Origin of the sequence: Streptomyces sp. NBC_01261, assembly GCF_036226385.1 — a bacterium.
Classification (GTDB): Bacteria; Actinomycetota; Actinomycetes; order Streptomycetales; family Streptomycetaceae; genus Streptomyces.
On the sequence record NZ_CP108463.1, the window covers coordinates 483,250 to 509,863 of the forward strand.

Annotated in this window: 16 protein-coding genes; 11 read left to right on the plus strand and 5 right to left on the minus strand. The window is 69.6% G+C overall.

The features are described from left to right. Positions 1-616: 616 nt before the first annotated feature. From OG226_RS02065 to OG226_RS02075, 3 genes are all read right to left on the minus strand, one after another. A complete protein-coding gene (locus OG226_RS02065) occupies positions 617-4,852 on the minus strand; it encodes a carboxypeptidase regulatory-like domain-containing protein (protein WP_329347551.1) in 4,236 nt (1,411 codons plus the stop codon). Positions 4,853-4,932: 80 nt separating this feature from the next. Continuing rightward, positions 4,933-5,154 carry a hypothetical protein gene (locus OG226_RS02070; RefSeq protein WP_329347552.1) on the minus strand — a complete coding sequence of 74 codons (222 nt, stop codon included), beginning with the start codon at positions 5,152-5,154 and terminating at the stop codon, positions 4,933-4,935. A gap of 109 nt (positions 5,155-5,263) precedes the next feature. Next, the gene (locus OG226_RS02075; RefSeq protein WP_329347553.1) at positions 5,264-8,260 is read right to left on the minus strand and encodes a helix-turn-helix transcriptional regulator; all 2,997 of its coding nucleotides are present in this window, start codon (positions 8,258-8,260) and stop codon (positions 5,264-5,266) included. Positions 8,261-8,414: 154 nt separating this feature from the next. Here OG226_RS02075 and OG226_RS02080 point away from each other — a divergent pair, with 154 nt between their 5' ends. The 7 genes from OG226_RS02080 to OG226_RS02115 all read left to right on the plus strand — a co-directional run bounded on the left by OG226_RS02080 (position 8,415) and on the right by OG226_RS02115 (position 18,168). Continuing rightward, positions 8,415-8,555 carry a hypothetical protein gene (locus tag OG226_RS02080; protein WP_329347554.1) on the plus strand — a complete coding sequence of 47 codons (141 nt, stop codon included), beginning with the start codon at positions 8,415-8,417 and terminating at the stop codon, positions 8,553-8,555. A gap of 1,077 nt (positions 8,556-9,632) precedes the next feature. Further along, entirely contained in the window at positions 9,633-11,627 is a 1,995-nt protein-coding gene (locus OG226_RS02090) for a fibronectin type III domain-containing protein (RefSeq protein WP_329347555.1), read from the plus strand. A 731-nt stretch (positions 11,628-12,358) separates the two neighbouring features. Next, positions 12,359-13,483: a capreomycidine synthase gene (gene vioD, locus OG226_RS02095; RefSeq protein WP_329347556.1), complete on the plus strand. Its 1,125-nt coding sequence runs from the start codon at positions 12,359-12,361 to the stop codon at positions 13,481-13,483. Beyond that, positions 13,480-15,372, plus strand: coding sequence for an amino acid adenylation domain-containing protein (locus tag OG226_RS02100; RefSeq protein ID WP_329347557.1), 1,893 nt, complete (start codon positions 13,480-13,482; stop codon positions 15,370-15,372). Before vioD ends, OG226_RS02100 begins: the two co-directional genes overlap by 4 nt. 41 nt (positions 15,373-15,413) lie before the next feature. Continuing rightward, positions 15,414-16,439, plus strand: a complete 1,026-nt coding sequence (gene vioC, locus OG226_RS02105) for an arginine beta-hydroxylase, Fe(II)/alpha-ketoglutarate-dependent (RefSeq protein ID WP_329347558.1) — start codon at positions 15,414-15,416, stop codon at positions 16,437-16,439. Positions 16,440-16,447: 8 nt separating this feature from the next. Next, complete coding sequence (locus tag OG226_RS02110) at positions 16,448-17,506, plus strand: Gfo/Idh/MocA family oxidoreductase (protein ID WP_329347559.1); 1,059 nt, start codon at positions 16,448-16,450, stop codon at positions 17,504-17,506. After that, entirely contained in the window at positions 17,503-18,168 is a 666-nt protein-coding gene (locus OG226_RS02115) for a PIG-L deacetylase family protein (protein WP_329347560.1), read from the plus strand. Before OG226_RS02110 ends, OG226_RS02115 begins: the two co-directional genes overlap by 4 nt. A 26-nt stretch (positions 18,169-18,194) precedes the next feature. On the opposite strand, the gene OG226_RS02120 is transcribed toward OG226_RS02115, so the two are convergent. Then, positions 18,195-19,583 carry a condensation domain-containing protein gene (locus OG226_RS02120; protein WP_329347561.1) on the minus strand — a complete coding sequence of 463 codons (1,389 nt, stop codon included), beginning with the start codon at positions 19,581-19,583 and terminating at the stop codon, positions 18,195-18,197. Between the two features lie 87 nt (positions 19,584-19,670). Here OG226_RS02120 and OG226_RS02125 point away from each other — a divergent pair, with 87 nt between their 5' ends. After that, positions 19,671-20,432 carry a class I SAM-dependent DNA methyltransferase gene (locus tag OG226_RS02125; RefSeq protein WP_329347562.1) on the plus strand — a complete coding sequence of 254 codons (762 nt, stop codon included), beginning with the start codon at positions 19,671-19,673 and terminating at the stop codon, positions 20,430-20,432. 501 nt (positions 20,433-20,933) lie between these two features. On the opposite strand, the gene OG226_RS02130 is transcribed toward OG226_RS02125, so the two are convergent. Further along, positions 20,934-21,185, minus strand: a complete 252-nt coding sequence (locus tag OG226_RS02130) for a hypothetical protein (protein ID WP_329347563.1) — start codon at positions 21,183-21,185, stop codon at positions 20,934-20,936. Positions 21,186-21,323: 138 nt separating this feature from the next. Here OG226_RS02130 and OG226_RS02135 point away from each other — a divergent pair, with 138 nt between their 5' ends. Genes OG226_RS02135 through OG226_RS02145 form a run of 3 tightly spaced genes read left to right on the plus strand, consistent with a single transcriptional unit; the run spans position 21,324 to position 26,556 of the window. Further along, positions 21,324-22,628 (plus strand): MFS transporter, encoded by a 1,305-nt coding sequence (locus OG226_RS02135; protein WP_329347564.1) that lies wholly within the window; start codon positions 21,324-21,326, stop codon positions 22,626-22,628. Then, a complete protein-coding gene (locus OG226_RS02140) occupies positions 22,625-25,822 on the plus strand; it encodes an AMP-binding protein (protein ID WP_329347565.1) in 3,198 nt (1,065 codons plus the stop codon). The genes OG226_RS02135 and OG226_RS02140 overlap by 4 nt, the downstream gene beginning before the upstream one ends. Then, positions 25,819-26,556, plus strand: a complete 738-nt coding sequence (locus OG226_RS02145; RefSeq protein WP_329347566.1) for a phosphopantetheine-binding protein — start codon at positions 25,819-25,821, stop codon at positions 26,554-26,556. Before OG226_RS02140 ends, OG226_RS02145 begins: the two co-directional genes overlap by 4 nt. Positions 26,557-26,614 lie beyond the last annotated feature (58 nt).

Genomic DNA, 26,614 nt, shown 5'->3' on the forward strand with positions numbered 1-26,614 from the left:
GAACCGTGCCACCGACGTCGACGCCGAGGCCGTCAACCACGACGAACACGCCTGGCAGAACGTGCTGTTCAAGGAATTCGAGGTGCGGGTCGCCACAGCGGTGCACGGTGCGTGCGGGATGGTGGTGAGGCTCAGCGTCCGCCGTGACGCGGGCTCGTGTCCGGCTTGCGAGACCCGGCTCTCTGCCGTGCGGATACGCCGCCCATGGGGTGGCGAATGGTGTCGCCGGGAACATGCCGGTCGGCTTGGTGCCCGCAACGACGGCATGTGTGCGACTCGAAGCCGCGCCCTCGCTGCCGGCGGACCAGTCGTGCGGTTGCGCGGCCGGGGTTCATGAAGCCGTTGACGGGGAGGGCCAATGCCGGAGCAAATACCCTGATCGGGTCAAAAGCGTTCGCCACTTTCATGGGCGCAGCCGAGGCGGCGGGACGCCCCTGTGCTCCAGCCGCGTGCAGTAGGGCCGGCTCACCCCGGCCGGCGGCGTCAGTTCCTCGCGGCGCGAACCAGCCATACCCACCGAGGGATACCCGTCTCGGATGTGCTCAGAGGAGAAGCGAAGCCGCGCCCACCAAGACCGAGTGTCCTGGTGGGCGCGGGGTGAGCGGGGGACGTGGGATCAGGTCGCGGTCAGCGAAAGGTCGGCCGTCGTGACGCGGCCCGGCACCAGGGTCACCTCCTTGGATGCCGCATGGTGCCCGGCGGCCGAAGCCGTGATCCGCAGCGGGCTCGGGCGGGCGTCCAGCCAGAGGTCGTAGTGGCCGTCGGAGTCGGTGCGCACGGTGTGTGCGAGGTGGTCGCAGCCGGTCGTTCTGGCGTGCGCCACCGGGCAGATCAGGACAGTTGCTCCGGCGAGCGGTGCTCCCGTGTGCTTGTCGGTGATCGTTCCGGAGAGGTGTCCCCAGGTCCGCGGGATCGTGACCTTGAGGCTGACCTTGACCGATGCTCCGGCGTAGGGGGCGTCGGTGCTGTAGGTGAGCCGCGCGGTGTAGGTGCCGGCCGTGGCCACGGCCGAGGCGTCCGCGCGGACGGTGACCGTGGTGGACCGGCCGGGGGCGAGGTCGAACGAGGTCTTGTCCGCCGACAGCCAGGTGACGTCGTCGCCGTCGCATTGGTCGTGCCCGGGTAGGACCTCGGCCGAGGAGGCGGTGCCCAGGGACGTGGTCATGCCGCCGATGCGGTAGATCCCGCAGCCGCCGCCGGCCCGGAGGAGAGCGGAGCCGGCGTTGGGCAGTTTGGACCAGGTGTTGGACACCGGGTCGTATTCGACGACGGTGTTGACTGCGTCCACTCCGATGATGCCGCCGACGACCTGGAGTTTGCCGTCATTGCCGCTGGCGGTGGCGCCCCAGCTCGCCTGGGGCATGTCGGCCGCACGGGTCCAGGTGTCGGCGGAAGGGCTGTAGCGGTAGGTCTGTCCCTTGCGGGGGTCGACCCCTCCAGCGACGGCCGTGATGCCGCCGGCGCAGACCAGTTCACCGGTGATGCCGGTGCAGGCCCCGCGTTCCATGGTGAACGGGTAGTCGGCACGCCGGGTCCAGGTGTCGGTGGCCGGGGTGTAGCGGTAGACGGTGCTGACACTGTCTCCACAGCCGGATCCGGTGCAGCCTCCGATGACATAGAGGCTGCCGTCGAGGGTGGTCACGTCGGGCATGCCGATCGCCTGGGGCAGATCGGCGAGGCGGGTCCAGGTGTCGGTGGTGGGGTGGTACGCGTAGAGCGTGGCGCGGGCACCGTCGGCGGTCCAGCCGCCGGCGACGTACATGGTCCCGTTGACGAAGGCCCCACCCGGTGACTCCAGGGCCTCCGGGAGGTCGGCGATGGGTGTCCAGGCGTCGGTGGACGGGTCGTGCACATAGCCGCGGCTGAGGTACTCCCCTCCGAAGAGTCCGGAGATTCCGGCAACGGAGTAGACCTTGCCCTGGTAGGTGCCCACGGCGTTGTCCATGACGGGCTCGGGGTAGTCGGCGATGCCGGTCCAGGGCCCCGTCGATGCCGTGGCCGACGAGGCGCTCGACGTGCTCGTCGCGGCCTGGGAGGTAGAACTCATCGGTCCGGGTGAGTAGTTGCCCTTGACGCGCAGCGTCGGGGCGCCTGCCGAGGAGTCCGACGTGGACGTGGAGGTGCCGTCCGGTGAGGTGTAACCGGTGCTCTGCTCACCGAGGTTGACGTGCAGCGGCGCCTGCCCCCTGTTGGTGAAGGTGACCTTCTTGCTGCCTGATCCGCCGAGTGTCTCGCTGACGGACAGGGCGTTTGAACTCACCGCCAGGCGGCCTGCCTTGAGCGTGCGGTCGAACCGGTTGATCTTGTCCGGCCGTGTGGTGAGGGTGCCGGTCGAGGTGGTGTAGCGGGCGGCGACCGTCCGGTACGTGTGCCGTCCGGCGGGGGCGCTGAACAGCCAGTAGTAGCCGTCGGCCAACGCCAGGTCGTCGGGGGTCGCCACGGTGGTCGCCGTCGCGTAGCTGTCGGCGGTGTCGGTGACGGTGGCGGGTGTGATGGCGTCACCGGTGTTGCCGTCGACGACCTTTCCGGCGACGATGCCTCCGCTCACGGCTGCGCAGGAGCCGACGGTGACGGTGTCGAGCTGCCAGATCGACAGGCCGCTGCCGGAGTAGTGGAAGCGCACCTTCACGTGCTTGGCGTTTGCCGCCTGGGGCAGGGGGACCGCGACGTGGCCCAGGTACTCGGCCGTGTCCCGGTGCCACACCGTGGTCCACGTCGCGCCCGAGTCGAGGCTGAGGTCGACGTCGGCCACCGAGTCCTTGCTGGGGGCGTAGAGGGCGTCGAAGCCGAGGACGGGTGAGCCCTGGCCTGCCAGGCTGAAGGCGGGCGAGACGAGTTCGGTGTCCTCGGGAGCACCGCCCCGGCCGTAGGGATCGGCGGCGGCCCAGTTCCCGGTTCCGCCCGTCCAGTTGGACAGAAATTTGTCGGCGAAGTCCCAGGTGGCGCCGCTCGTCCCATGATCGACGACCGTCCAGCCATGCTCCGGAGTGGTGCCGGTCCAGCCTTCGAAGCCGGTCTCGGCCGGATAGGCGTGGCCGGGTGCGACGCAGGCCGTCGGGTCCACGTCCGGGGCCACGTCGGTCCGTGCGTCGGCCGTGCCCACCGGGACACTCAGGTCCGTGCTGCGGTAGCCGGGGTAGACGGGGGCCACATGGACGTCGTAGGTGGCCTTCTCGGGAAGCTCCACGCTGTACTTGCCGGTGTAGGGGTCGGTGTAGACGGCGCCGTTCGGATAGCCGTCGATGGTGATCTTCGAGTACAGGGGCCAGCCGTGGCCGCTGCCGTCCTTCACCGTGCCGGACACCGTGCGGGTGGGCAGTTTCACCAGCGTCAGGTCGGCGGTGGTGCTCTGGTTCTCGGCGACACTCACTGCGGAGCTGGTGTTCTCCTGGTAGCCGAAGTCGGTGGCGGCGATCCGGTAGTCGCCCACCGCGACGGGGAGGTTGTACGCGCCTTCGGCGTCGGTGGTGACGTGGTACTCCCTGCCACCTGTCGCTTCTTCGGAGATGGCCAGCGCCACGCCGGCGAGCGGGGCGCCGGATGTGCTGTCGGTGACGTGTCCGGACAGCGTTCCATGGGCGCCGAAGGCGAGCGCGGACACGCCGACCGGGGTGCCGAGACCGGTCGGGCCGTCCCAGCCGACGCCGGCGGTGCACACCACCGTGCCGCAGTCGTCGTTGGACCCTTCGGTGACATCGGTCATCCCGGAGGCGTTGATGTACGGGTAGGTCACCGGGTAGGTGCCCTCGACCGGGGTGCCCGCCAGTGCGTACATCGCCGTGATCAGCGGCGCGGAGAGGCTGGTGCCACCGACCTGCAGCCAGCCGTCTCTGCCCACCGTGTCGTACACGGCCAGGCCGGTCGCGGGGTCGGCGACCGCGGAGACGTCAGCCGTCGCCCGGGTGTCGCAGCCGGTGGTGAGGCCCCTCTGGTAGGCGGGCTGGGCCTCGTACAGCGAGCAGCCCGATCCTCCGGAGGTCCAGGCGGATTCCGTCCAGCCGCGCTGGGTGTCCTCGGTGCGGGTCAGCCGGGTGCCGCCGGCGGCCACCACGTTGGGGTTGGTGGCGGGCCAGTTCTGGACATGGCCGGTGTCGCCGGTGGACGCGACCACGGCCACCCCGGGATGGTCGTAGTGGTGGTCGTACCCGGTCTCGGAGGAGCTCTCGCTGGGCAGGCCGTACGAATTGGAGACGTACTTGGCGCCCAGGCGTACGGCGGTGTCGACCGCGGTGCCCAGGTTGTCCAGGCTTGCCGAATCACCCTGCACGAGAAGGATGTTGCACGCCGGACAGGCGGCGGACACGGCGTCGAGGTCGAGCGCGGTCTCCAGTGCCCAGCCCGCGTCGTCGGCGGGATAGTCCGTGCCGCCGTGCTGATCGACCTTGCGGAAGCAGCCGTTGGCGGTGGTGCACTCGGGCAGCCCGTAGTGCTCGCGGTACGCGGCCAGGTCGGCCTCGGCGTGCGAGTTGCCGTACGCGTCGACGATCGCGACCGTCCTGCCCCCACCTCCGGCGGGGAGGCTGTAGGCCGCCTGGATGTCGGCCGGGCCCAGCGCAGCGGACGGGGGTGCGCTCGCCTGCGGCCGGACGATGTGGTCGGAGTTGGTGCGCACGTCGGCGAAGCACTGGGCCACGCCGTCCTTGAGGCTCGGGTTGTTGCAGGCGGCCGGGACGTAGTTCTGCGGGACGTTGTCCTGCGGCACGGCGTTGAGCAGGTCGGAGGCCTTGGAGGAGTCGGCGTCGGATGACGAGGCCGGGGAACTGGGGGTGGCCGCGGCGGCGGCCGGGGATATCGCGGCGAGAACTCCGACGCCGAGACAGCCGGCCATGAGAAGGGAGAGGGGAGCGCGCACACGCGCACGTCTTGAGGACAGCAAGAAGGACAGCAAGGAGGCACCCTATTCATCACGTTCAGGACCCGGTCGGGCCGAGCTCAGAGGGGTTCGTAACCGCTGTACAAGTCGTCCGCGCAGGCGGGCTCTGCCGATGCGTCGTCGGCAACACCCGGTACAGCGGGCGTCGGTTCGGGGTGTCGTTCTCCGGCGGGCGGCACGTCGGTGTGCTGCGGTCCGGTGACGGCATCGGCGGGACTGTCGGCGCCGTCCGTACGGGCGTTCGGTGCGCCGGACTTCGGTTCGGGGGGTGTACTGCTCATCCGATGGATGGACGCCCTTCCGGTCATGTCCGGGTGCAGGTCGGCTCGGGGACCCTGCGCGCACTGAGTATCGACGGTTGCCGCGTGTCCTCGCGATGGGGCGGATGACCTAAAGATCGGAGCGCGTGCCGGTGGCGTGGTCTTCCGACGGGGTGATTCCGGCCTGCGTCAGGCTGACCGCCAGTGCGGTACGCGAGGTCACTCCGTATTTGCGCATCGCTGAGTTCAGTTGTGCGGCAATGGTCTTCGGGGAACGGGAAAGTGCTCGTGCGATGGCCGGGTTGGTCAGACCGGTGAGCATCAGGCGGACCACTTCCAGCTCACGCGGGGACAGTTGGTCGCCGTAGCCGCGGCGCCCACCGCGCCACATCTGACGTACCGGCTCCCCTGCCGCACGGCGCGCGACGTGCACCCGGTCGGCATCCGTCCGGGCTCCCAGAGCCGTGAATCCGGCCTGCGCGTGGGCGAGTTCGGCCAGTCCGGTATCCCTGTCCCCCGCTGCCAGCAGGCAGCCGGCCCGACGTTCGGCCGCGAGCAGTGCCTCATACGGTCGGGGCAGGCCCTTCCAGGCGGTGGCGGCCCGGCCGAACGCGGCGGCTGCCTCGACGCTGCGGCCCTCTCCCTCCGCCAGCAGTCCGCGGCACGTCTCCAGGGCGGCGTCCGCTGCCGGCAGGTTCCTGCCGGCGAGCCCTTCGGCCAGGTCCGCGACGAACTGCCGCGCCTGGTCCGGCCGTTCGACCGCGAGAAGCGCGCCGGTCCGCACCGGTGCGAACTCGGTGGCCCACAGCCAGATGTTCTTGCGGGCCACGACGGCGGCCGGTCCTTCCGTCAACTCCAGCGCCTCGGCGGCCGACCCCTCTGCGAGCCGGATCCGCGCCAGGGCGGCAGCGGGCTCCAGCGGCAGATCCACGATGCCGCGCCGCAGACCCGCGTCGAGCACCTGGCGCAGCCGCTCCTCGACGGTCCCTGTCCCGCCCTCGGTCACCGCCGCGCGGCCGGGATCCGCTGCGCTGCCGCCGACCGCCCCGTCCAGCAGAGCCGTGATCAGCAGGGCGTCCAGCTGGACCACGGGTTCCTCTTCCACCCCGGCCAGGACGGCGGCTCGCTCGGCCAGTCCGTCCCAGGCACCGGTGAACCAGTCCAGGTGCACCAGCGTTACCAGGATCATGTCGTGGAGCCGCTGGTACCGGTGTTCTTCGGCCCTGGCCAGCCCGGTCGTCAGCAGCGCTCTGGCCTCGTCGTAGCGGCCCCAACGCATGGCGGAGTTGCCGATGTTGAGTCCGGCGCGGGCCAGTTGCATCATTCCTTCCGGGGTCGTCGCGGTGTCGGGCAGTTCCGCGGCCACGGCCCAGCCGGCCTCGTCGCCCATGTCCAGCAGGGAAGTCGCCCGGTCCACCGCCAGAGCCAGCCGCTGGTCCGCCGTCATCGGCAGCCGGGCCGCGTCGGCCGCCCGGTCCAGCCAACGGCGGTGCTCCCCGGCGGACATCAGGGTGCTCGGCGGGCTGCCGAGCGTGTTCATCGCCCAGGCCGCCTGGAACGGTTCGTCGGCCAGATCCGGCAGCGCCTTTTCCAGTTCCGCCGCAGCGGCCGCGTACTCGCCCGTGTGCAGCAGCATCCTCCCCAGTTGGGTGCGGACGGCCGCGCGCTCGTGCGGGGAGAGCGTCTCCGCGTCCAGCACCTCGCGCAGCGCGCGGGTCAGGTCGGCTCGGCCGACGAGCCCGGTGAATGCCATGACCGGCATCTTCTGGGCCCACCGGGCCACCGAGGCGGCGGGCGGATCGCTCTCGGTGAGGAGTTCGTGCAGCAGTCCGACGGCGGTGCGGTGGTCCCCGGAGGCCAGCGCGAGGTCGGCGGTCCGTTCGGCGTACTGCCGCCACTGCCCGGTGTCCCCCGCCTCCCGGTAGTGGTGGGCGAGCCGTGCCACCGGCTGCGGTGTCATGGCCTGCAGGGAGCGGCCCGCTTCCCGGTGCAGGGCCCGGCGGTCGGGCGCGGGCGTCATGTCGTAGACCGCACGAGCCGCCAGCGCGTGCCGGAAACTGACCCGGCCTACACGGTCCTCACCTAACAGTCCACCGCGTACGGCGGCGTCCACGGCCCGGCTGACAACGTTGTGCGGGAGCCCGCTCAACGTCGCGAGAACGGGCAGGCCGACCGGTTCGGCCAGCACGGAGGCGGCCTGCAGCACGCGTTGTGCGACCGGGGTGAGATGCGAGGCGCGCTCGGCGACGGCGTCCCGGATGGTGGGCGGCACAGCGATGTCCGCCAGTGTCCTGCGTACCCACTCTCCGTCGCGCCGGACCAGATCGGCCCGGTCGCGCAGCAGCCGGACGGACTCCTCGATCGCCAGCGGCACGCCGTCGGTCCGCTCCTGGAGGAACGACGCGAAAGCCTCGGAGACGTGTTCCCCGTCGAGCATCGACGACATCAACTCGGCGGTCTGGGGCACGTTCAGCGCGCCAAGGCAGATCCGTACGTACCCGGTGCCTGCCGGGGGTCGGGAGGTCAGCCGCATCAGCACGGAGTCCGGCGCCACGTCCTCGGGACGGTAGGTCAGCACCAGGCTCATCCGGCGGGACCGACGGGAGGCGAGGAACAGCAGGAAGTCCAGGGTGGCTTCGTCGGCCCAGTGGACGTCCTCCAGGATCAGCACGCCGACGCCCATGGCGTCCAGCAGTTCGGCCAGTGCGCGGAAGAGTCGGTGCCGAGCGGCGCCCGCGTCCGACAGCGCCTCGGGGGCCGGCGGCAGATCCTGCCCCCACTCGGGGAACAGCGGCCGCAGCACCCCGGCGAGGGGGGTGAGGGTCAGCTCCGCCACATCGGGCCGGGCATCGCGGGCGGCATCGACGATCGGGCCCAGGGTGAGTGCCTCCCGGAACGGGGGGCACATGGCGGCCAGCGGCCGTCGGGCGGCGATACCGGGCTCGTCCAGCGCTTCCTGAACGAGTCGGCTCTTGCCGATTCCTGCCTCACCCTCGACGAGAACGGCGGCCGACGGCCGCGCCAAGGCCTGCCTCAGCCGGTGCAGTTCGACCGCTCGGCCGACGAATCGCGGCGCGCTGACGCTGGGTAGCACGCGCGGAAGGCCGCTGTCCGCCGAGTGCTCCATCAGACCGCCTTCCCCACCCCGCCCCGGGTTTGCGCGACCCAAGCGCCGACCGCATGTGCGAGCCTCGACACCGCAGCATGCCACGATGCCCGTACCAACCGCGCCCGGCTATGCCAACTACGGTTGCCTCAAGTATTTCTGATGCTGCGTCAGTATGAGCCAATCGCTAGACAGGCTCGTCGCCGCGCTGCGGGACACGCACAAGGACCCCTGGGGTGAGGGCGTGCGTGACTGCGGGACCGGCATGCCGTTCTTCCCGCTTCACGACTCGGCGACGACTGTGACGGATGGGTAGTGCCTGCGTACGTTGGCGACCAGTTCCTGGCCAGGAGTCCCCTGCGACCGTTCCGGTCGGGTAGGGCTCGCCAAGGTTTGAGTGTGTCCCTCCACGTCAACGCCGTTGCACGGCAAGGGACTCGACCCAGAGTTACTGCCTGCTGACCGGTCGTCGGCCGTTCGGCGACACCCCGTGAACGCGTGCTGCGCGGCTCAGGGCCCGGCAACACGGTCCGGTCCGTCCGGGGCCCCCGACGGTCCGGACCGATCACGACGCCCAGGAGAGATGTGGGAACAGCGACGATCCCAGCAGCCACACCGTCGGCCGCCTGACGGCGGAATACGCACAGCCAGGTGCGCACCGTGGTCCACGGCCCCACGGATCTGATGCGCCGGGCACGGGACCGGCTCGCGCCGCGCTCATCGCCAGGCAGACAGACTGCCAGGCGAGCTCCGTTCGAGGGCTCGTCCCCCAGCACGGCCACCGTCGGCGACGAGCACGGTTTCAACGAGCTCTACGGCCATCGCCGACTGACACCGGTACGGCTCGCCCTGCTCCTGGTGGACGATCTCCCGACGGCAGAGGACGTGGTGCAGGATGCTTTCACAACGCTCCTCCTCCGCCACGGCCGTCGGCGCGTGGATCTGGACGACCCCCAGGCATGTCTGCGGACAGCCTGGTCAATGCGGCCCTCTCGGCCCTACGCGGGCGTCGCACGTCACGTTCCTACGTCACTTCAAGAACGGTGTGTACGACCACGGTTCCGGCCGTGCCGAGGCACGCTTCCGCAACCTCCAATACTCCACGAGGCAACCGGACGGTGCGCAGACGACAGGCTCTCGCGGTGCTCGACGGCACCGTCCTGGCAGGCACGGCCGTGGTGCCCCCCCCAGCGACGCCGCACCACTACATGTGACACACCGACCAGGACCGGATGCGAGGGGTCAACACCCGCGTCACTGAGGCCTCAACACAGCCCGACAGCTTGAACAATTGATCCGATGTTTCATCGCCACAGTCATTGACGTCTCATCTCCACACCCCTACCTTCCCAGCATGTTTCCCACAAGAGAGCATGCGCACATCACGAGAACCGTGAACCCATTTCGGTTATTCATCGGGTCTTACCGTGTCATCGCGGCCTTCGTCTGTGCCCTTCTGCCCATCGCAGCGCTGACCCTCCCCGCACACGCGGCAACCGCGGTCACCTACTTCGTCTCGCCCACCGGCAACGACGACAACACGGGGACCAGCGCCGCCGCCCCCTTCCGGACGCTCACCAAGGCACAGACCGCGGTCCGGGCGATCGACACATCGACGTCCGGACCGATCACCGTGACCCTGGCCGGCGGCGTCTACCGGCTGACCGAGACGCTGACCTTCACCGCCGCGGACTCAGGCGGCGGTGCGGCTGGCACCGTCTGGTGGAAGGCGGCGGCCGGACAGACCCCGGTCATCAGCGGCGGCGCCCACATCACCGGCTGGGCCAGAACCAGTACGGGCAGCGACATCTGGTCCGCCCCAGCCCCCACCGGCCTGGACACCCGGCAGCTGTACGTGGACGGAGTGCGCGCCCAGCGCGCGACGGGCGCCCTGCCGGTGCCGGTGACGCAGACGGCAACCGGGTACACCACGGCATCCGGTGACCCCATGGCCGGCTGGCGCAACCCGTCGGCGATCGAGTTCGTCTACCGCGGCGGCCTGGGACTGTGGACCGAGCCGCGCTGCCCGGTCGCCTCGGTGACGAGCACGGCCATCACCATGGCCCAGCCCTGCTGGAACAACTCCACCCAACGGGTCATGCGCACCGACGACTCCGGCCGCACCTACAACCTGGTCGGCCGCAAGTCGATCACCGAGGCACCCACAGCAGTGGAGAACTCCTACGAACTCCTCGACAAAACGGGCGAGTTCTACCTGGACAAGAGCGAGCACCGGTTCTACTACATCCCGCGTGCCGGGGAGAACCTGGCCACGGCGGACGTCGAGGCACCCTCACTCGACACGCTGGTGGCGTCCTCCGGCAAGGCCTCGGACGAACCCAGCCATGTCGGCTTCCAGGGCATCCAGTTCAGCTACGCGAACTACACCACCTCCAACACCGGCACCGGCTTCTCCGAGATCCAGGCGACCTACCAGGTCACCGGCACCAAGGGCTACGCCACCCAGGGACTGTGCGACTTCGTCTCCGGCGGCACCTGCCCCTACGGCAACTGGACCAAGATGCCCGGCGCGGTGCGCTTCACCTACGACAAGAGCATCCACTTCGACCACGACTACTTCGTCCACCTCGGCGCGGCCGGACTGGACCTCGGCGACGGCTCGCAGAACGCCACCGTCACCGCCTGCGTGTTCACCGACATCTCCGGCAACGGCCTCGACCTGGGCGGCGTGGACATCCCCCAGCCCACCAGCGCCGCCCAGCACACCAGCGGGATCACCGTCAAAGACAGCCACTTCTACAACACCGCAGCCGAATACCGCGGCGGGATCGCCATCGACGCCGGCTACATCGAAACGTCGACCATCACCCACAACCAGATCGACCATGTCCCCTACACGGCGATCTCCATCGGCTGGGGCGGCTGGCCCGACAAGGTGAGCCTGCCCGCACAGCCCAACTACTCCCACAACAACACCATCTCGAACAACCTGATCTACGACCACATGTCGCTCCTCGGCGACGGCGGAGCCGTCTACACGAACGGGATCACCGGCACCTCCATGGCCACCGGTGAGCACGTAAGCGGCAACGTGGTCCACGACCAGCTCAACACCTCCGGCGGCCACGTCCTGTACACCGACAACGGCGCCACCTACGTGTCGATCCTCGGCAACGCCGTATGGAACATCAACGTCTCCCCCTGGGGCAGCAAACACGGCAACTACACCGCAGGCGACGGGACATACGATCCGACGGACATCGAGGGCAACTACTGGCCGAGCGGTCCCTCCGACTACAACAGCAAGGGCGTCCTGATCCAGGGCAACCACAACATCACCGCAGCGGACCAGATTCCGTCGAGCATCATCGCGGCCGACGGCATCGAGGCGCAGTACCAGACGATCCTCTCCTGGCAGCCGGCCTGACACGAAAGCGTCCCGGCGTGCGCCGCTCTCCGCGGATGAGGGAGCGGCGCCGCTCTCGCGGTTGCGTCCACGCGCGTGCCCGAACTCGGCATTGGTCACCGGCGGTTCGACCAGCGGTAGGAGGGCTGGCGGGCAAGTTGCAGGACCCTGCACGTGACCGGGACGGGAATCCCTTCCATCGCCAACTCTTTCACGACCGGACCGGGCGGCATCCGGTCCACTCACACCCCGGCCGGAACACTCACCAACAGGTAGGGAAAGCGTGAGCGCCTGCGTGCCGAACTGACTGATGGATATGCCGAAGATCGCCCGCCCGAAGAATACGATCGATCGGAATCATCAGACCCATGACGGCAATAGCGCCATGAAAGTATCGATCGGTCACCACACGCAATGGATGCGACCGGCGCCCCGCCTCAACGGAGTCGCGCGTCCCTGAAAGTAGGGATCGATGCCACGCCAGCGAGACAGATTCAGCTCGCTCACCAGGCACGACGTGGTTCGGCGTCCGCTGTGTCACGTACTCGCGTTACTTGCGCCAGCCACCCGGATGCGGATCTAATCAATCCGGTCAACTCGGTCCGTTCCATGTCGGCTTCACCCACCGAATGCATCACTCGCACCAATACCGGAATCGCCCTTCACTCATTCCACCACTCTTCCATTCTTCCGAAGCCTTATACCCCGGGGTTTTCGTCGTGCCGCAGACTCGAATGTATTCCAACTCAGCCTTGTCCGAGAAACCACCGGTGCTTGAGGAGTGGTACCGGCGTCACCTCGACCGAGCGAAACGGGACATCAGCTCCAGCGGAGTGCTTCCCTATACGTACGCCGAGATGCGTCGGCTGACCGGTCTCGGTGCGACAGACCTCGACGACATACTGGTCGACGACAGCACCTCTCAGGGATCGCCCGAACTGCGCCAGGCCATCGCCGACCGTTATCTGTCGGGCCGGGCCGAACGGGTCATGGTCACCCATGGCTCCAGTGAGGCGATCGCCCTCACCCTGGCGACACTCTTACGGCCGGGCGACCTCGTGGTACTGCCGGACATGCTCTACCACGCACTGGTCCACTATCCCGAACTGGCCGACTGCCGGCTGCGTCCCCTGCCCCTGGACCACTTCACCGCTGCCGGGACCGACCCCGGAGCCATGGACCGGGCGATCCCGCCGGACACCCGGGCCGTCATCGTCAACTTCCCGCACAACCCCACCGGCACCACGCTGACTCCGGCCGCGTACCGACGGCTCATCGACCGGGTGCGGGAGGTGGGAGCGGTCCTGGTGTGGGACGCGGCGACCGCGGAGATCTCCTGGAGCGGCCCTGTCCTGCCGGACCCGGGTCTGGAACATCCGGACACCATCAGCTACGGCACGTTCTCCAAGGCCTTCGGGCTGCCGGGCCTGCGGGTGGGATGGTGCACCGCCCCTCCCGAACTGATCGAGCGCAGTTTCGCCCTGCGTGACCGCAGCACCCTGTTCCTGTCCCCGATCGTGGAGGCGATCGCCACGGCGGCCATGCGCTCGGCGGACGCCCTCGTCGAGCCGGGGCGCGACCGGGCTCGTGCCAACCTCGCCTTACTGGAGCGATGGGTCGCGGAACACGAGGGGCTGGTCTCCTGGAAACCGCCGCAGGGCGGGGTCTGCTGTCTGCTGGAACTGACCGGCGTCACGGACTCGGAGCGGTTCTGCCTCGAACTCCTGGAGCTGGACGGGACATTGCTGGTTCCCGGTACCGCGTTCGGGCGTGAGGGCACTGTCCGGCTCGGCTTCGGCGGTGGTGAAAAGGACTTCGCCGACGGACTGGCGTCCCTCTCCCGGCTGTTGCGAGCCGGAGGAGGACCGCGTCGATGACCGCACCTGGCCCCGTCGTCGAGTCCGACGCGCTGCTTGAGTTGTGGCGTACCGTCGTGGCCCGCCACGGTGGACGTATCGCCCTCAGCGACGGGCAGCGCACCCTGACCTATCATCAACTGGCCGTGGTCGCGCAGCGGATCGCCGGCCGACTGGCCACCGCCGGTGCTGCCCCGGGGCAGCAGGTGATTCTCCAGGTGAACGCTCCCGTCGATGCCGTCATGTGCATGTTGGGTGTGCTGGAAACGGGTGCGGCCTTCGTCCTGCTGGAGGACGGGTTGCCTCGGGCGGCTCAGGCGGCACGGGTCGACCGGGTCAGCGCCGTGCTGTCGGCCGGGCGCGGACAGCCCGTGGACGCGTTGCCCCTTCCGTGGGTGGACCTGACTCCGGACCTGGACGGCGTCGAACCGCACGAGCCCGTGCCCGACGGCACCGCACGCCCGGGTCCGGCGGCGTATGTGATGTTCACCTCCGGATCCACCGGTCGACCCAAGGCGGTCGAGATCGGACGCGCCGCGCTGCACGGCTTCTCACTCGCCGCTGCGGACCGCCTCGCGCTCCGTCCCGGGGACCGGTGGCTGCAGCTGGCCTCCCTGGGCTTCGACGTGCTCATCGAGGAGGTCTTCCCGGCCCTGATGACCGGGAGCACGGTGGTCTGTCGCCCCGACAGCACGGCGCCGGATCCGCAGGAACTGCACGCCATGCTGAGCGACTTGGGTGTCACGATCGTGGAGTTGTCCACCCAGTACTGGCGCGAGTACGCCCGTTGGCTCGACGTCCGGGACGAGACGACGCCACCTGGACTGCGTCGTGTGCTCGTCGGGGGTGAACGAATGGATCCCGACGACTGGCGCCGCTGGGAGCGCTCCGGACGCGCTCCCCTGGTGCACGTCTACGGGCTCACCGAGTGCACCGTCACCTCGACCATGTACGACGGCCGGCTGCCTGCGGACGCCCCGGAAGTGCCCATCGGCACCCCGCTCGCCAACGCCGAGGTCACCGTACGTGGCGCCGACGGGCTACCGGTCGTGGCCGGCGAGCTCGGTGAGATCCACATCGGCGGCCCCTCGCTGGCGTCGGGCTACGTAGGCGATCCGGAACAGACCGCCCGGCGGTTCGTCCAGGATCCCCGTTCACCGGGACAGCGCCTGTACGCCACCGGGGACCTTGGACGGATCCTGCCGGACGGCAACCTGGAATTCAGGGGCCGCCTGGACGACCAGCTCAAGGTACGGGGGCACCGGCTGGAGCCCGCGTCGGTGGAACGACTGCTCACCGCGGACCCCGAGGTGGCCCAGGCCGTGGTCCTCCTCGACCTGAACACCCGGACCACCCTGTCGGCCTGCCTCGTCCCGGCCGGCCCCGTTCCGGAAGTGACCCGGGACCGTGCGCTGCCCGTCACCGGGGAGCGGCGCGAGGAACTGCTGGCCGGTCTCGCCGCGGAGCTGCCCGACTGGGCCATTCCCCGTCGGCTGTTCTGGACGGCCGAGCTGCCGAAGAACGCACACGGCAAGCTCGACCGCCCTTCCCTCGACACCATGCTCGCCACCGCGTCCCGCCCCGCTACCGAAGCCACCGCTCCGGTAGCCGGCGCCGACGCGTCCAGCGAGCAGCACCAGGCGACCGGGGAGGAACCAGCCCAGCTCGCCGCCGTTCTCCGCCTCTTCCGAGTACTGCTGGACGATCCCGGCTTCGGGCCCGACTCCAACTTCTTCGAAGGTGGCGGCCAGTCGATTCTCGCCATGCGCCTGGTCACCGAACTGCGCGCGGCCCTCCCCCGCACGCCCGGACTGCGGGCAAGCACCGTTTTCGACCATCCCACCCCTCGCCGACTGGCTCACTGGGTGGCCACGGAGACCGGCCGGAGCCGGAACGCTCCCGAGCGGTAGGGCCTCCACCTCCCCCGACGGCAGCGAAGGAGTCATCTGCAATGGCCACCGATCACAACCAGGTCCTGACCCTTACTCCTGACGAAGCGCGGCAGACGGCCGACCTGACAATCCGCCTCGCGGAGCGGTATGCCGGTGACGACGACCCGGAGCTGCTCCTCGACCTGCCCCGGCTCGCCGTCGGGCTCCCGGTACGTACCCAGCGCTTCCTGCGTACTTTCGCGACCGCGGAGCCCACCGGTTTCGGTGTCGTCAGCGGACACCTCTTCGATCAGGACCGCATCGGCCCCACCCCCGAGGACTGGCACGAACGGCCGCGCCCCAACAAGGAGTTCCCTGAAGAGATCCTCGTACTCCTGTACGCGGGACTGCTCGGGGAGCCCTTCGGGTGGACGACCCAGCAGGACGGCCGACTGGTGCACGACGTCTTCCCCGTCCGCAAGCACGAGCACGATCAGCTGGGCCTGGGCAGCAAGGAACTGCTCACCTGGCACACCGAGGACGCCTTCCATCCCTATCGCGGGGACTATCTGGTGCTCGCGTCCCTGCGCAACCCGGACCGCGTCGCCACCACCGTGGGCGAGTACGTTCCCGACGCCCTTTCGCCGGCGGATCTGGAGGTGCTGTTCGAGGAGCGCTTCCACATCGCTCCCGACGAATCGCACCTGCCCAAGAACAACTCGCACGCGTCCGACGGGGACACCGGACAATTCGCCGCACTGGAGGAGTTCATACACGAGCGCAGGCCTGTGGCCGTCCTGTTCGGTCTTCGACAGGAACCGTACCTACGACTGGACCCCTATTTCATGGAGGTCTCGGAGGACGACCCTGAGGCGCGACAGGCACTGGACAAACTGATCGCCGTCATCGACGCGGGCCTGCGCGAGGTCGCGCTGGAGCAGGGTGACTGCCTGGTGATCAACAACCACCGCGTCGTGCACGGCCGGGTGCCCTTCACCGCCCGTTTCGACGGAACGGACCGGTGGCTGAAGCGCATCAACGTCACGCACGATTTACGCAAGTCCCGGACCATGCGGGCCACCTCGTCCACCCGGCTCATCGGCTGACGACGGCCATGACCGACCTCCGTCCGTTCTCGGCGACCACCCTGGACCGACGGCCGGAGCTGGAACCGGCCGTCGACCGGCTGATCACGGGTAACGTGCCCGAGTTCATGACCTGGGAGTCGCCGGGAAACTGGCGCCGATACCGGCTCTACGACACCTTTCCCACCCACCAGTACCGCGTCCTGGACGAGCGAGAACAGCTGGTCGCCGCAGCCAACAGGCTTCCGGTCCACTGGGATGGCACGGTGGACGGGCTCCCCGAGGGGTCGGACGGCGTCCTCGTCTCCGCACTCTCCCGCACCGGCCACGACTCCCCCAACACGCTGTGCATGCTGTCGGTCAGTGTGGCCCCCCGCCTGCGCGGCACCGGCACAGCGGAGCGGCTGCTCGGCCCGGTGATCCGTCAGCCGAAGGACACCGCCCCCACCGACACACCAGAGGAATCACCCATGCCACCTCTACGTCCGGCTGCGGTCGGCTGCGGAGCCGCCGCGCGTTCCTGCCACCTGACCGCCCTGATCGACCCAGACCCGGAACAGGCCGAGGCAGCCCTCGATCGGTACCGGGAGCTGGGCGGCACGTCCCGGAACGTACGCGTCGCCCGGTGCGCGGACGAGTCGTCCGACGCCTCCAACGCGGCCGTAGTAGCTGTGCCGCACACCTCACACGCCACCGCCGCCCGCGATCTGCCTGCCCGCGGCAAGCATGTGCTGCTGGAGAAACCGATGGCGACGAGCGCCTCGGACGCCGAAGCCCTCGCCGGGGCCCTTCCGGTCACCGGTGGTCCGGGCGTCTGCAACGCCGTGTACGTGGACGACGTGGCCGACGCCCCTGTCGCCGCGCTCACGGCTTCCCATGTGACCGAGAAACGCTTCCTTCTCAACGGGCCAGGCACGGTGGGCCGGGGCGACTTCTTCGACCGCGTACGTGACCTGCGCGGGCTGACCGCTCCAGCGGGCACGGCACCCGGGCCCCCTCGTGTGACCTTCCAGGACGGCATGGACCTGACGGCTCGGTGGGCGCGCTGGGCCGGGTACGCCGCCGGAGCGGGCGGGGTCGGCCGGTGACCCGGGTCCTGGTGATCGCTCCGCATCCGGACGACGAGGTCATCGGGTGCGGGGGCTCCATCGCCAAGCTGGCGCAGTCCGGCGCGGAGGTCACCGTGGCCATCGTGATCCGCCGGGAACGGGGCACGCAGGACAGCGGGGTCACCGACGAGGAGTTCGCCGCCGAGACGGCCGACGCGTGCCAGGTGCTGGGCGTGAAGCGGTACATCTCCCTGGAGGAACCGTCCCGTGACTTCGCCGTGGACCGTCGTCTGCACCTTGCCGTGGTGAAGCTGCTGCGCGAGGTCCGCCCTGACCGCGTGTACCTGCCGCACCGCGCCGACGGCGACGCGGAGCACCGGGCGGTCCACCGGCTGGCCCTCGAAGCGCTCTGGATGGCGGAGTCCGACTTCTTCCAGGAGGCCGGGCCGCCCGCGCCGCCGCCGTCCCTCGTACTCGGCTACGAGATCTGGGCCCCGCTGGGAGAAGTCCAGTACACCGAGGACGTCACCGACCAGATCGAGCTGAAGGTCGAGGCCATGCGCTGCTACCGCTCCCAACTGCGGCACGCCGCCTGGGACGAGGCAGTACGCGGACTCGCGTCCTACCGGGCCGTCACGAGCACCGGACGGGGCCACAGCGAGGCCTTCGAGGTCATCCGGATGGCCGGCTCCCCGGCCTGAGCCGCGGAGCCGCTCACCCTGCCCGCTCAGTCCACTTGGGCCGCCGACGGGAGCAGTTCCTCGACCGCGGCGTCCGGAGAGCTCAGGAACCTGTGCACCAAGGAGGTGAAGACATGAACCAGTTCCCGTACCCCTTCCTCACCGAAGACGTCCGCGGGGAACAGCACGGTGAAGTCCACGCTCTCGTCATCGGCCGAGGCGAACAGCTCCAGGCTCTCTATCTGCTGCAGCTGTCCGGGGACCTCGGCCGGCTCCACCGCGAGGCCGGCGGCCTCGCGGTTGCCGCCGGTCCAGCCTCCGGGTGCCACGTCGAAGAACGTGCAGGGTCGCTCCAACAGTCTGCCGAGCATGTGCGGAGCGAGGGCCGACGTCACCTCGGGCGCCGGGACCTGCCCCAACCGCTGGCTCTCCATGACGGCCGAACGGACCTGGCGCGTCAGCTGACGAAACGACACGGAGGTGTCCAGCTTCACTCGCACGGTGACGTAGGTGGACAGGAAGCACACCAGGTTGAGCAGATGCTCCTGAGTACGGCGGGTCACCGGGATGAGCGCCGTGAGGTCGGCGCGACCGTTGCGGGCGTGCAGTGCGCACAGGTACGAGGAGAACAGCACGATGAACGGGGTGGTCCGGGCCGACCGGCAGTACTCCGTGAGCAGTTGGAACGTCTCCGGCGGCAGCGAGACGTCGAAGGTGCCGACCTCGTAGCGGTCGTTGGTCTCGCGCCGCATCTCCGGCAGGGAAACGGGGGCGTTGGTCCCGATCCCGTCGAGCAGCTCGGCGAAGCGAGCGATCAGCTGCCTGGGCTCGGGATCGCGGCCGAGCCACTCGGCCTCCCAGCGGACGAAGTCGGAGTAGGTGAAGGGCTGGTCGGGCAGCTTCGCCTCCCGGCCCTCCACCTCCGCGGCGTACAGCTCCCACAGCTCGTTCGCGAGGATCTCGAACGACTGGCCGTCGGCCACGAGATGGTCGACGGCGACGCCGAGCAGGTGGTCCTCGTCCCCGAGCCGGTATACGACGGAGCTGAACAGCAGCCCGCCGTCGAGGTCGGGGTTGCGGCTGAGGTACACACCTGCCCGGCGCAGGGCCTCGTCCAGCCGCTCCGCCTCGGGCAGGTCCCGCAGGTCCTCCTCGTCCGGTACGAAGGACCGGGCCGGCCTGATCTCCTGGAGTCCGGCTTTGCCGCGCTCCGGGAACGCCACGCGCAGTGCCTCGTGGCGGGCGACGAGCGCGGTCAGCGCCGAGCGCAGCGCGTCGGGCCGCAGCGATCCGGTGAGCCTGAACACCCTGCTGATCATGCGGACCTCGACGCCCAGGCCGCGCTGCTCCACCCACTCCTGAATCGCCAGGCGGTCCGCCTGGTCGGACAGCAGCGGAAGCCCTTCGAAAGGGCCTCCTTCGTTCACGGGGTGCATGTGAATTCTCCCTCCGGAAAAATCAGGACACGCCGGATGCGAAGGCACCCGGAACGAGATCCGAGACTACTGAATGGAATGCCGTCGATGCAATACGATCCACGCGATAATTTCTTCGGTGATTACGCCGACATTTACGCGGAGGCGCCTTACAATGATTTCACCGAGGGGGTAGCGAAAGACCTCCCCGAACTGCTTTCCTTCTACGGGGCGGGCACCGGGTCGTACCTGGACCTCGGCTGCGGCACCGGCACTCTGCTGATCGCGCTGGCCGACCGGTTCGGCCGGCTGGCGGGGGTGGACCAGTCGGCGGACATGCTGCGGCACGCCGGGGCCGCGGCGCTGCGGGCCGGCGTCCAGATCGACTTCACCCGAGCCGACCTGCGCGAATTCCGCTCCGAGCGGTCCCACTCGCTGGTGACCTGTACCTACAACACCCTCAACTACCTGACCGCGCCGGGCGATCTGCGCCGGGCCGCCGAGACACTGCGGGCAGCCACCGAGCCAGGCGGCCTGGTGGTACTGGACGCCCATCCCACCTGGTTCGTCGAACGCGCCTGGGCGGGGCGGGTGTTCGTGGAGCAGAACACCCCCGATCGCCTGGAGGTTTGGGAGAACCCCTACGACGCCGACACCGGCAGAGTGGACACCACGGTCACCGTCGTGAGTCGTACGGAGGACGGCCGCTTCGAGCGGGTACACGAGGTGCACCCGCAGCGCGGGCACGATCCGGGCGCGGTGACCGATGCCCTGGTGGGAGCCGGTTTCACGACCGTGGATACCTACGCGGGGCTCGGCCGGACCCCGATGGACGAAAACACTTCACGAGTCTGGTATGTGGCCCGGTGACCGAGACACTCGCCATCTGCGGAATCGGCCCCGGAATGGACAGATCACTCATCCACATAAAGAACATGGGGGATCAGCGCGGTGGCCGTGACCGAGCAGATCAGCGCACCCGCGGAAAAGGCAGTGGATTTAGTCGCGCGAGGCGCACCTGATCACCATGAAGACGCGATTTCCGTAATTGCACGGGACCGGCCGGGTAATATTTCGGAAGTCACGTCCCCCGAATATGACGATCGCCCCGTCGTGGCGCGCCCTGCAGCCGCGCTGGGGCTCCTAGGGGTGCCCGCGGAGATGGCCGACGTGACCAACACACTGGACGTGTGGGGCACCACGCGCTCCACCCTCGAACGGGCTCCGGCCCTCAGTCCGACAGGGCACGCGGTGGCCGGGTTCGCCCTCGACGGCGAGGGGCAGGATGCGCCACGCCTCGCGGTACAACTCGTCGATGCCGTCCAGCGACCGCGTCACCGCGCGGGCGTCGGCGCGACAGACCCAGAGGTGTTAGGCCTGACCGTGCAGCAGGTCCGCCGGCACCCGGTACGGACAGAAGCCGAGCCGGAATGCTCCACCCGGGTAGGTCCAGGCTCCGTAGGGGTCTGCCGCGGCGACGTGCCACTGCGCGGCTCCTTCGCAGGAACGTCCGAGCACTCCCATCGCGCCGCCGCACCAGGGCTGCCGCGCGGGCTCGTTCGACGGCTGCGACGAACCGGTGGCGCGGACGCCCGGCGATGCGCCGGCAACCTTCGCCCGCACCCCCCTCAACGCCCTGCCCTTTGGGCCGTTCCTCCTCAACCAGGTTGACCCGTAAGCGAGTTGAGCAACATCTGTTAACGTCCTCCTATGCCTCCTTAGGTCAAGATGCCGCACTCATCATCATCCAGTTCCTTCCGCGTGGGCTTCGTGTACCTGTACACCGGCCTCACCGAACTCCTCCCGCTGCACGCCGTCTACGCCCTGCTGATGGCTTCACACGGGATCTCGACCTCGCAGTTGTCACTCCTGTTCGCCCTGTGGACGGTGACCACCTTCCTCTGCGAGATCCCTTCAGGAGCGGTGGCCGACCGCTTTCCCCGTCATCGGGTCCTGGCGTGCGCGGCGCTCGCACAGTGCACGGGCTTCGCCCTGTGGATCGCGCTGCCTTCGCTGAGCTCGTTCGCCGCGGGCTTCGTCCTCTGGGGCCTCTCCAGCGCCCTCACGTCCGGAACCCTGCAGTCCCTGATCTACGACGGGCTGGCCTCCGACGGCAGATCCGACGAGTACACGCGTGTCAGCAGCCGGATGGCGACCGTCCAGGCCTGCTCGATCGCCGTGAGTTCGGTCGTTGCCTCGCCGGTGGTGCTGTTGGGCGGCTACAGCGCAGCCGGCTGGATCTCGGTACTGCTCACCCTGCTCGCGGTCCCCACCGCGCTGAGCTTGGGCCGCGGCCGACAACGCGTCCCCGCCACGGACGCCCCTGCCACGGACGGCACCGGCACCGACGACGTTCCGACAGAGGGCTGGCTGTTCCTGCTGCGCGCCGGTCTGGCCGAAGCACGCCACACACCCCAGGTGCGATCGTGCCTGCTGATGATCTCGGTCCTGGCCGGAGTCAGTGTCGTGGACGAGTACCTTCCCGTGCTCGCCAAGGAGGGGGGCGCTCCGTCGGCCGTCATCCCGCTGCTCCTGCTGCTTCCCTGGGGTGCGATGGCCCTCGGCAGCTTCATGGGATGGAGGCTGTCCGGGGCGGGGAACCGCGCACTGGCGGGTCTGCTGATCGTCGGCGGCTCGGCCCTGGCACTCGGCGCGCTCAGCCGCCACCCCGGTGGGTTCCTGGGCATCGCCGTCTTCTACTGGATCCTGCGCATGATCCAGGTCGTCATGGGCGCCCGGCTGCAGCACGCCATCACCGGCCCGGCCCGGGCGACGGTCTCCTCGGTCGCGGGACTGGGCGCGCAGTCAGTGGCGCTCATGATCTTCCTCGGCTCCTCCGTCTCCGCCCGGTGGGCCTCCGCCTCCGTGCTGGTCGCCGCCACGTCCATCCCGGTGTTCCTGACCGCGATGCTGCTCCTCCTGGCTCCACGCCGCCTTCCCCCACCCGTCGCACCGAGCGCGAAGGACGACGTGGACGACATTCAGCCTGTCGCCGTTTCCGGACCGACGCTCCAGGCCGATACCGGTGAGGACCGATCGGCGTCCACCAAGGAGGGCGACACATGACGGGCAGGACGATCACCGCCGTCGTCGAGAGCCTGGCTGACGACGTACGGCAGGCCCTCGGCCTCGCTCCCCAGGAACCGCTCGACAAGTCGTTCACGGGTCTGGGCGGCAGCTCCATGGAAGCCGCACAGCTCACCGTCCGCCTGCGCCGAGCTCAGGGACTCGCCATCGGCGCACATGAACTGCTCAACGCGGCCGACGTACAGCGGCTGCTGGACGAACTCGTCACCCGCCCCCGCGCCGAGCCGGCGGAGCACGCGGTCGACGCGGCGGCCACCGGCCGGGCACCGCTCACCTGGCAGCAGCGGGTGATCTGGTACGAGTCCGTTCTGGACCCCGGTTCCTCCCGACACGTCTTCCACGCCCTGTTCCACTTCGCCGGGGCACCCCGGCCGCCCGCCCTGCGCGCGGAACTGCGTCGGCTGCTGCGCCGGCACCCCGTTCTGCGCACCCGGATCGTCTTCGACGACGGCAACCCCTGGCAGGTGGTGCCGCCCGCCGACATCACGGACGCCGAGGTCGACCTGACCGTGGTGGACCTGCCGGGCGAAGCCGTCTCCCCGGAAGAACTGGTCCGGCTCAGTGGTGCCGACCGTCCTTTCGACCTCGCCACGGGCCCGCTGCTGCGCTGGGTGCTGGTACGGCTGCCGGACGGCCGGGCCGTGCTCGTGCACACCGCGCACCACCTCATCCACGACGGCACGTCCTTCGCCGCCCTGCTGGACAGCCTGGGCGACGGCGGCACCGACCCGGATCCGCGCTACTTCGCCTATGCCTCGTCCCAGTCGCCCGCGGACCCGGACGAGGTCCGCAAGGCCGCCGCCCGGGCCGCGCGGATCACCAGTCCGATCCTGGGCGCTGAAACCCCCGGAGCCGTCCAGGACACCTTCCTGCGCCTGCCCGTACCCGCCGCTCTCCTGCAAGCGGTCAGGGACGCGTCTCGGCGAACGTCGGTGTCGCTGTTCACGACGCTGTTCACGGCCTTCTCCCAAGCGCTGACGCGGTACGAAGGCGTGAACGCCGTCGTCCTGGGCAGCGCCGTGGAGAACCGCCCACCGGGCCACGAGGACACGGTCGGGACGTTCGTCTCGATCATCCCGGTGGTGGTCGAGCGGCGTCCTGGCGAACTGCCCGAGGCCACCCTGCGCCGTACCAACGGGGCCCTGCGCGAGGCGATGGACCACTCCGCGGTCCCCCTGCCGGACATCGTCCGGGCCGTCGGCGGAACGGCCGGACGCGGTGACGGTGCCGTGGTGCGGGCCGCCTTCAGCATGCACCAGCAGGCCGAGCGCGAGGTCCGGCTCGGCGGTGCCACCGCCCGCATCCAGCTCGGCGTGTTCAACGGGGCCGCCACGTTCCCGGTCAACGTGGTGGCCGTCACGTCGGGAACGGGCGACGACACCCAGGTCGAACTGCTGATGGAGGCCCAGGACGGCGCGGTCGACCGGGACGATCTGTGGGCCCTGTGGACCCACACCCTGGACTGGCTGCGCACCTGGGTCCAACTCCTGCCCAAGATGCGAACCCCAGCAGTGCCCACACTGGTCCAGCGGGTGCGAACCCGGGCCACGACCGACCCGAACGCGGTGGCCCTCGACAACGGCACACACCAGGTGACGTACGGGCGGCTGACGGCTCTCGGGGAATCCGTCCGGCACATCGTGGGCCGGCCCGGGGAGGTCGTCGGTCTTCTGGGGTCGGCGTCCCCGGACTTCTTCGCCTGCGCCTACGCCGTCCTGCACGCCGGCGGGACCTATCTTCCGCTGGAGGCCGGACAGCCCGCCGCACGGCTCGCCTCCATGGCGGATCAGGCGCGCTGCGGGACGATCGTCCGGCTCCCCGGTGTGCCGGACACGCTCGCCGACGCCCTCGACAGCCCTGACGGCCCACCGCGGCGGCTGCTGGACTGGGCGGAGCTGTCGGCCGAACGGCCGCCCGGACCCGCCAGGACCAGTGCCGGCCACGGCCTGGAGGGCGCGGCGCCCGCCTGCGTGATGTTCACCTCCGGAAGCACCGGCGACCACAAGGGCGTCATGGTGCCGCGCCCCGCTCTGGACCGGCTCGCCGACTGGGCCGTACGCGAACTGCGCCTGGGCCCGGCCACTGTTGTCGGCCAGTTGACCAACGCGGCTTTCGACGCCTCCGCCTTCGAGGTGTGGTCCGCCCTGTACGCCGGCGCCCGGGTCCGCTTCGCCCCCGCCGAAGTCCGCCCCGATCCACAGCGATTGGCGGCCTGGCTCGCCGAGGCCGGCGTCGAGTACGCCTTCGTGCCCACCCCGTTCGCCGAGCTCCTGGTGCGAGTGCCGAAGCCGGCAGGCAGCCGACTGACCCGTATCTCCACCGGCGGGGACAGGCTGCACGCCCTTCCCGACGATGTGCCGTTCGAGGTACTGAACATGTACGGCCGGACCGAGACGACGGTGGTCGCCACGGCTGGCTGGATCAAACCGGGCGGCACCGCGCTCCTCCCGATCGGCCGGCCTCTGCCGTACGGCTACGTCCGGGTGATGACCGCCTCCGGCGCTCCGGCGGCCCCCGGCGAGCGGGGCGAACTGTGGGTCGGCGGCGACGGTGTGGCCGTCGGTTACACGGATGCCCCCCGGCAGACCGCCGCCGCCTTCGTCGCCGACCCGCACACCGAGGACGGTGCGCTCGTCCACCGCACCGGCGACATCGTCCAGGTCGACAGCGGTGGCCGACTGCATTACTGCGGCCGTCGGGACCGGCAGTTCAAGCCGGCCGGCGTGCGGTGCGAAGTGGGTGAGGTCGAAGCGACCGCACTGCGGCAGCTCGGTGTCGTGCAGGCCGTGGCACTGATCTCGGAGTCGAGGACGGGCCCGCGGCCGCACCTCTTCCTGGTCCTCGCCACCGACGCCGATCCGGACCGGGCCGCCCGAGCGGTACGCGCCGATCTCCCCGCACAGCTGGGCCACCTGACGATCCATCATCTCGATGTGCTGCCCTGCACCGCCGGCGGAAAGGTCGACCGGCGGCTGCTCGCCGACCTCGCCGAGTACGGACGGCCGCACACCACCGGTCCTCCGCGGGCCATGGCACCGCGCCCCGTGAACGGCACCGGGAGCACGAACCTGAACCTGTGGCTCCCCATGATCGCCCCGCTGTCCCGGGACGAACGCCTGAGCCTCGTACACCAACTGATCGGCTCTGTACTCAGCGACAAGGAGACACGATGAAATCCACCCCGGCACCGGCCCCGGCACAGACACTGGAGGCCACCGCGCATCAGGCGGCCCAGCTGACCGCCTCGGCGAAGTCCGAGCACCACCACGTCGGCACACTGTCCGTGCGTATCGCCCTGGACGAGTCCGGGCTCGGGGAAGCGGGCCCGGCGGTGAGCCCGTCCACGGTCCAGCAAGCCTGGTCGGCCGTACTGCGCTCGTCGGCGGCACTGCGCGTGCGTTTTCACGACGCCCCCGGCCGGCTGTTGCAGGAACCGCGTGACTACGACGACCTGCCCCAGGAGACCACCCACGTGAGCGTGGGCGACACCGACGACGACACCGATGGTTTCGCCCCCTTCGGGCCGGTGCTGTTGACGGCCCGTCTCGACCTGGGCGGACAACACCCCGAGCTGGTCGTGCGGATCCATCAAGCACTGACGGACGAGCATTCCGTGCCGCTGATCGAGCACTCGTTCCGGCATGCGCTGACGCACCTCGACGCCGACCCGGCGGAACGGAATGTGGCCCTCTCCGCCATCCTGGCGGCGGCGGAGAAGATCTTCAACCGACCGATCGAGGCCGCCGAGAACTTCTTCGACCTGGGTGGAAACTCTCTCGCGGCGCTCCGGTTGATAGCTCTGGCCCAGGCTGAGGGCTTCCACCTCATGGTGGATGACGTGTTCGATCTCCCCGACATGCGGGCCCTCGCCGCAAGCGCCGTGCCCACATCCGACAGCCTCGACTGACCGGTGCCCAGGCCAGAACGCACGGCTGCGTGCATCCAGGACCATGTCCCCGATCCCG

Excerpts from the sequence above, each read along its gene's own strand:
- OG226_RS02070 (WP_329347552.1), bottom strand. The coding sequence starts at position 5,154 with ATGAGCAGTACACCCCCCGAACCGAAGTCCGGCGCACCGAACGCCCGT.
- OG226_RS02075 (WP_329347553.1), bottom strand. The coding sequence starts at position 8,260 with ATGGAGCACTCGGCGGACAGCGGCCTTCCGCGCGTGCTACCCAGCGTC.
- OG226_RS02080 (WP_329347554.1), top strand. The coding sequence starts at position 8,415 with ATGAGCCAATCGCTAGACAGGCTCGTCGCCGCGCTGCGGGACACGCAC.
- OG226_RS02100 (WP_329347557.1), top strand. The coding sequence starts at position 13,480 with ATGACCGCACCTGGCCCCGTCGTCGAGTCCGACGCGCTGCTTGAGTTG.
- vioC (WP_329347558.1), top strand. The coding sequence starts at position 15,414 with ATGGCCACCGATCACAACCAGGTCCTGACCCTTACTCCTGACGAAGCG.
- OG226_RS02110 (WP_329347559.1), top strand. The coding sequence starts at position 16,448 with ATGACCGACCTCCGTCCGTTCTCGGCGACCACCCTGGACCGACGGCCG.
- OG226_RS02120 (WP_329347561.1), bottom strand. The coding sequence starts at position 19,583 with ATGCACCCCGTGAACGAAGGAGGCCCTTTCGAAGGGCTTCCGCTGCTG.
- OG226_RS02125 (WP_329347562.1), top strand. The coding sequence starts at position 19,671 with ATGCAATACGATCCACGCGATAATTTCTTCGGTGATTACGCCGACATT.
- OG226_RS02140 (WP_329347565.1), top strand. The coding sequence starts at position 22,625 with ATGACGGGCAGGACGATCACCGCCGTCGTCGAGAGCCTGGCTGACGAC.
- OG226_RS02145 (WP_329347566.1), top strand. The coding sequence starts at position 25,819 with ATGAAATCCACCCCGGCACCGGCCCCGGCACAGACACTGGAGGCCACC.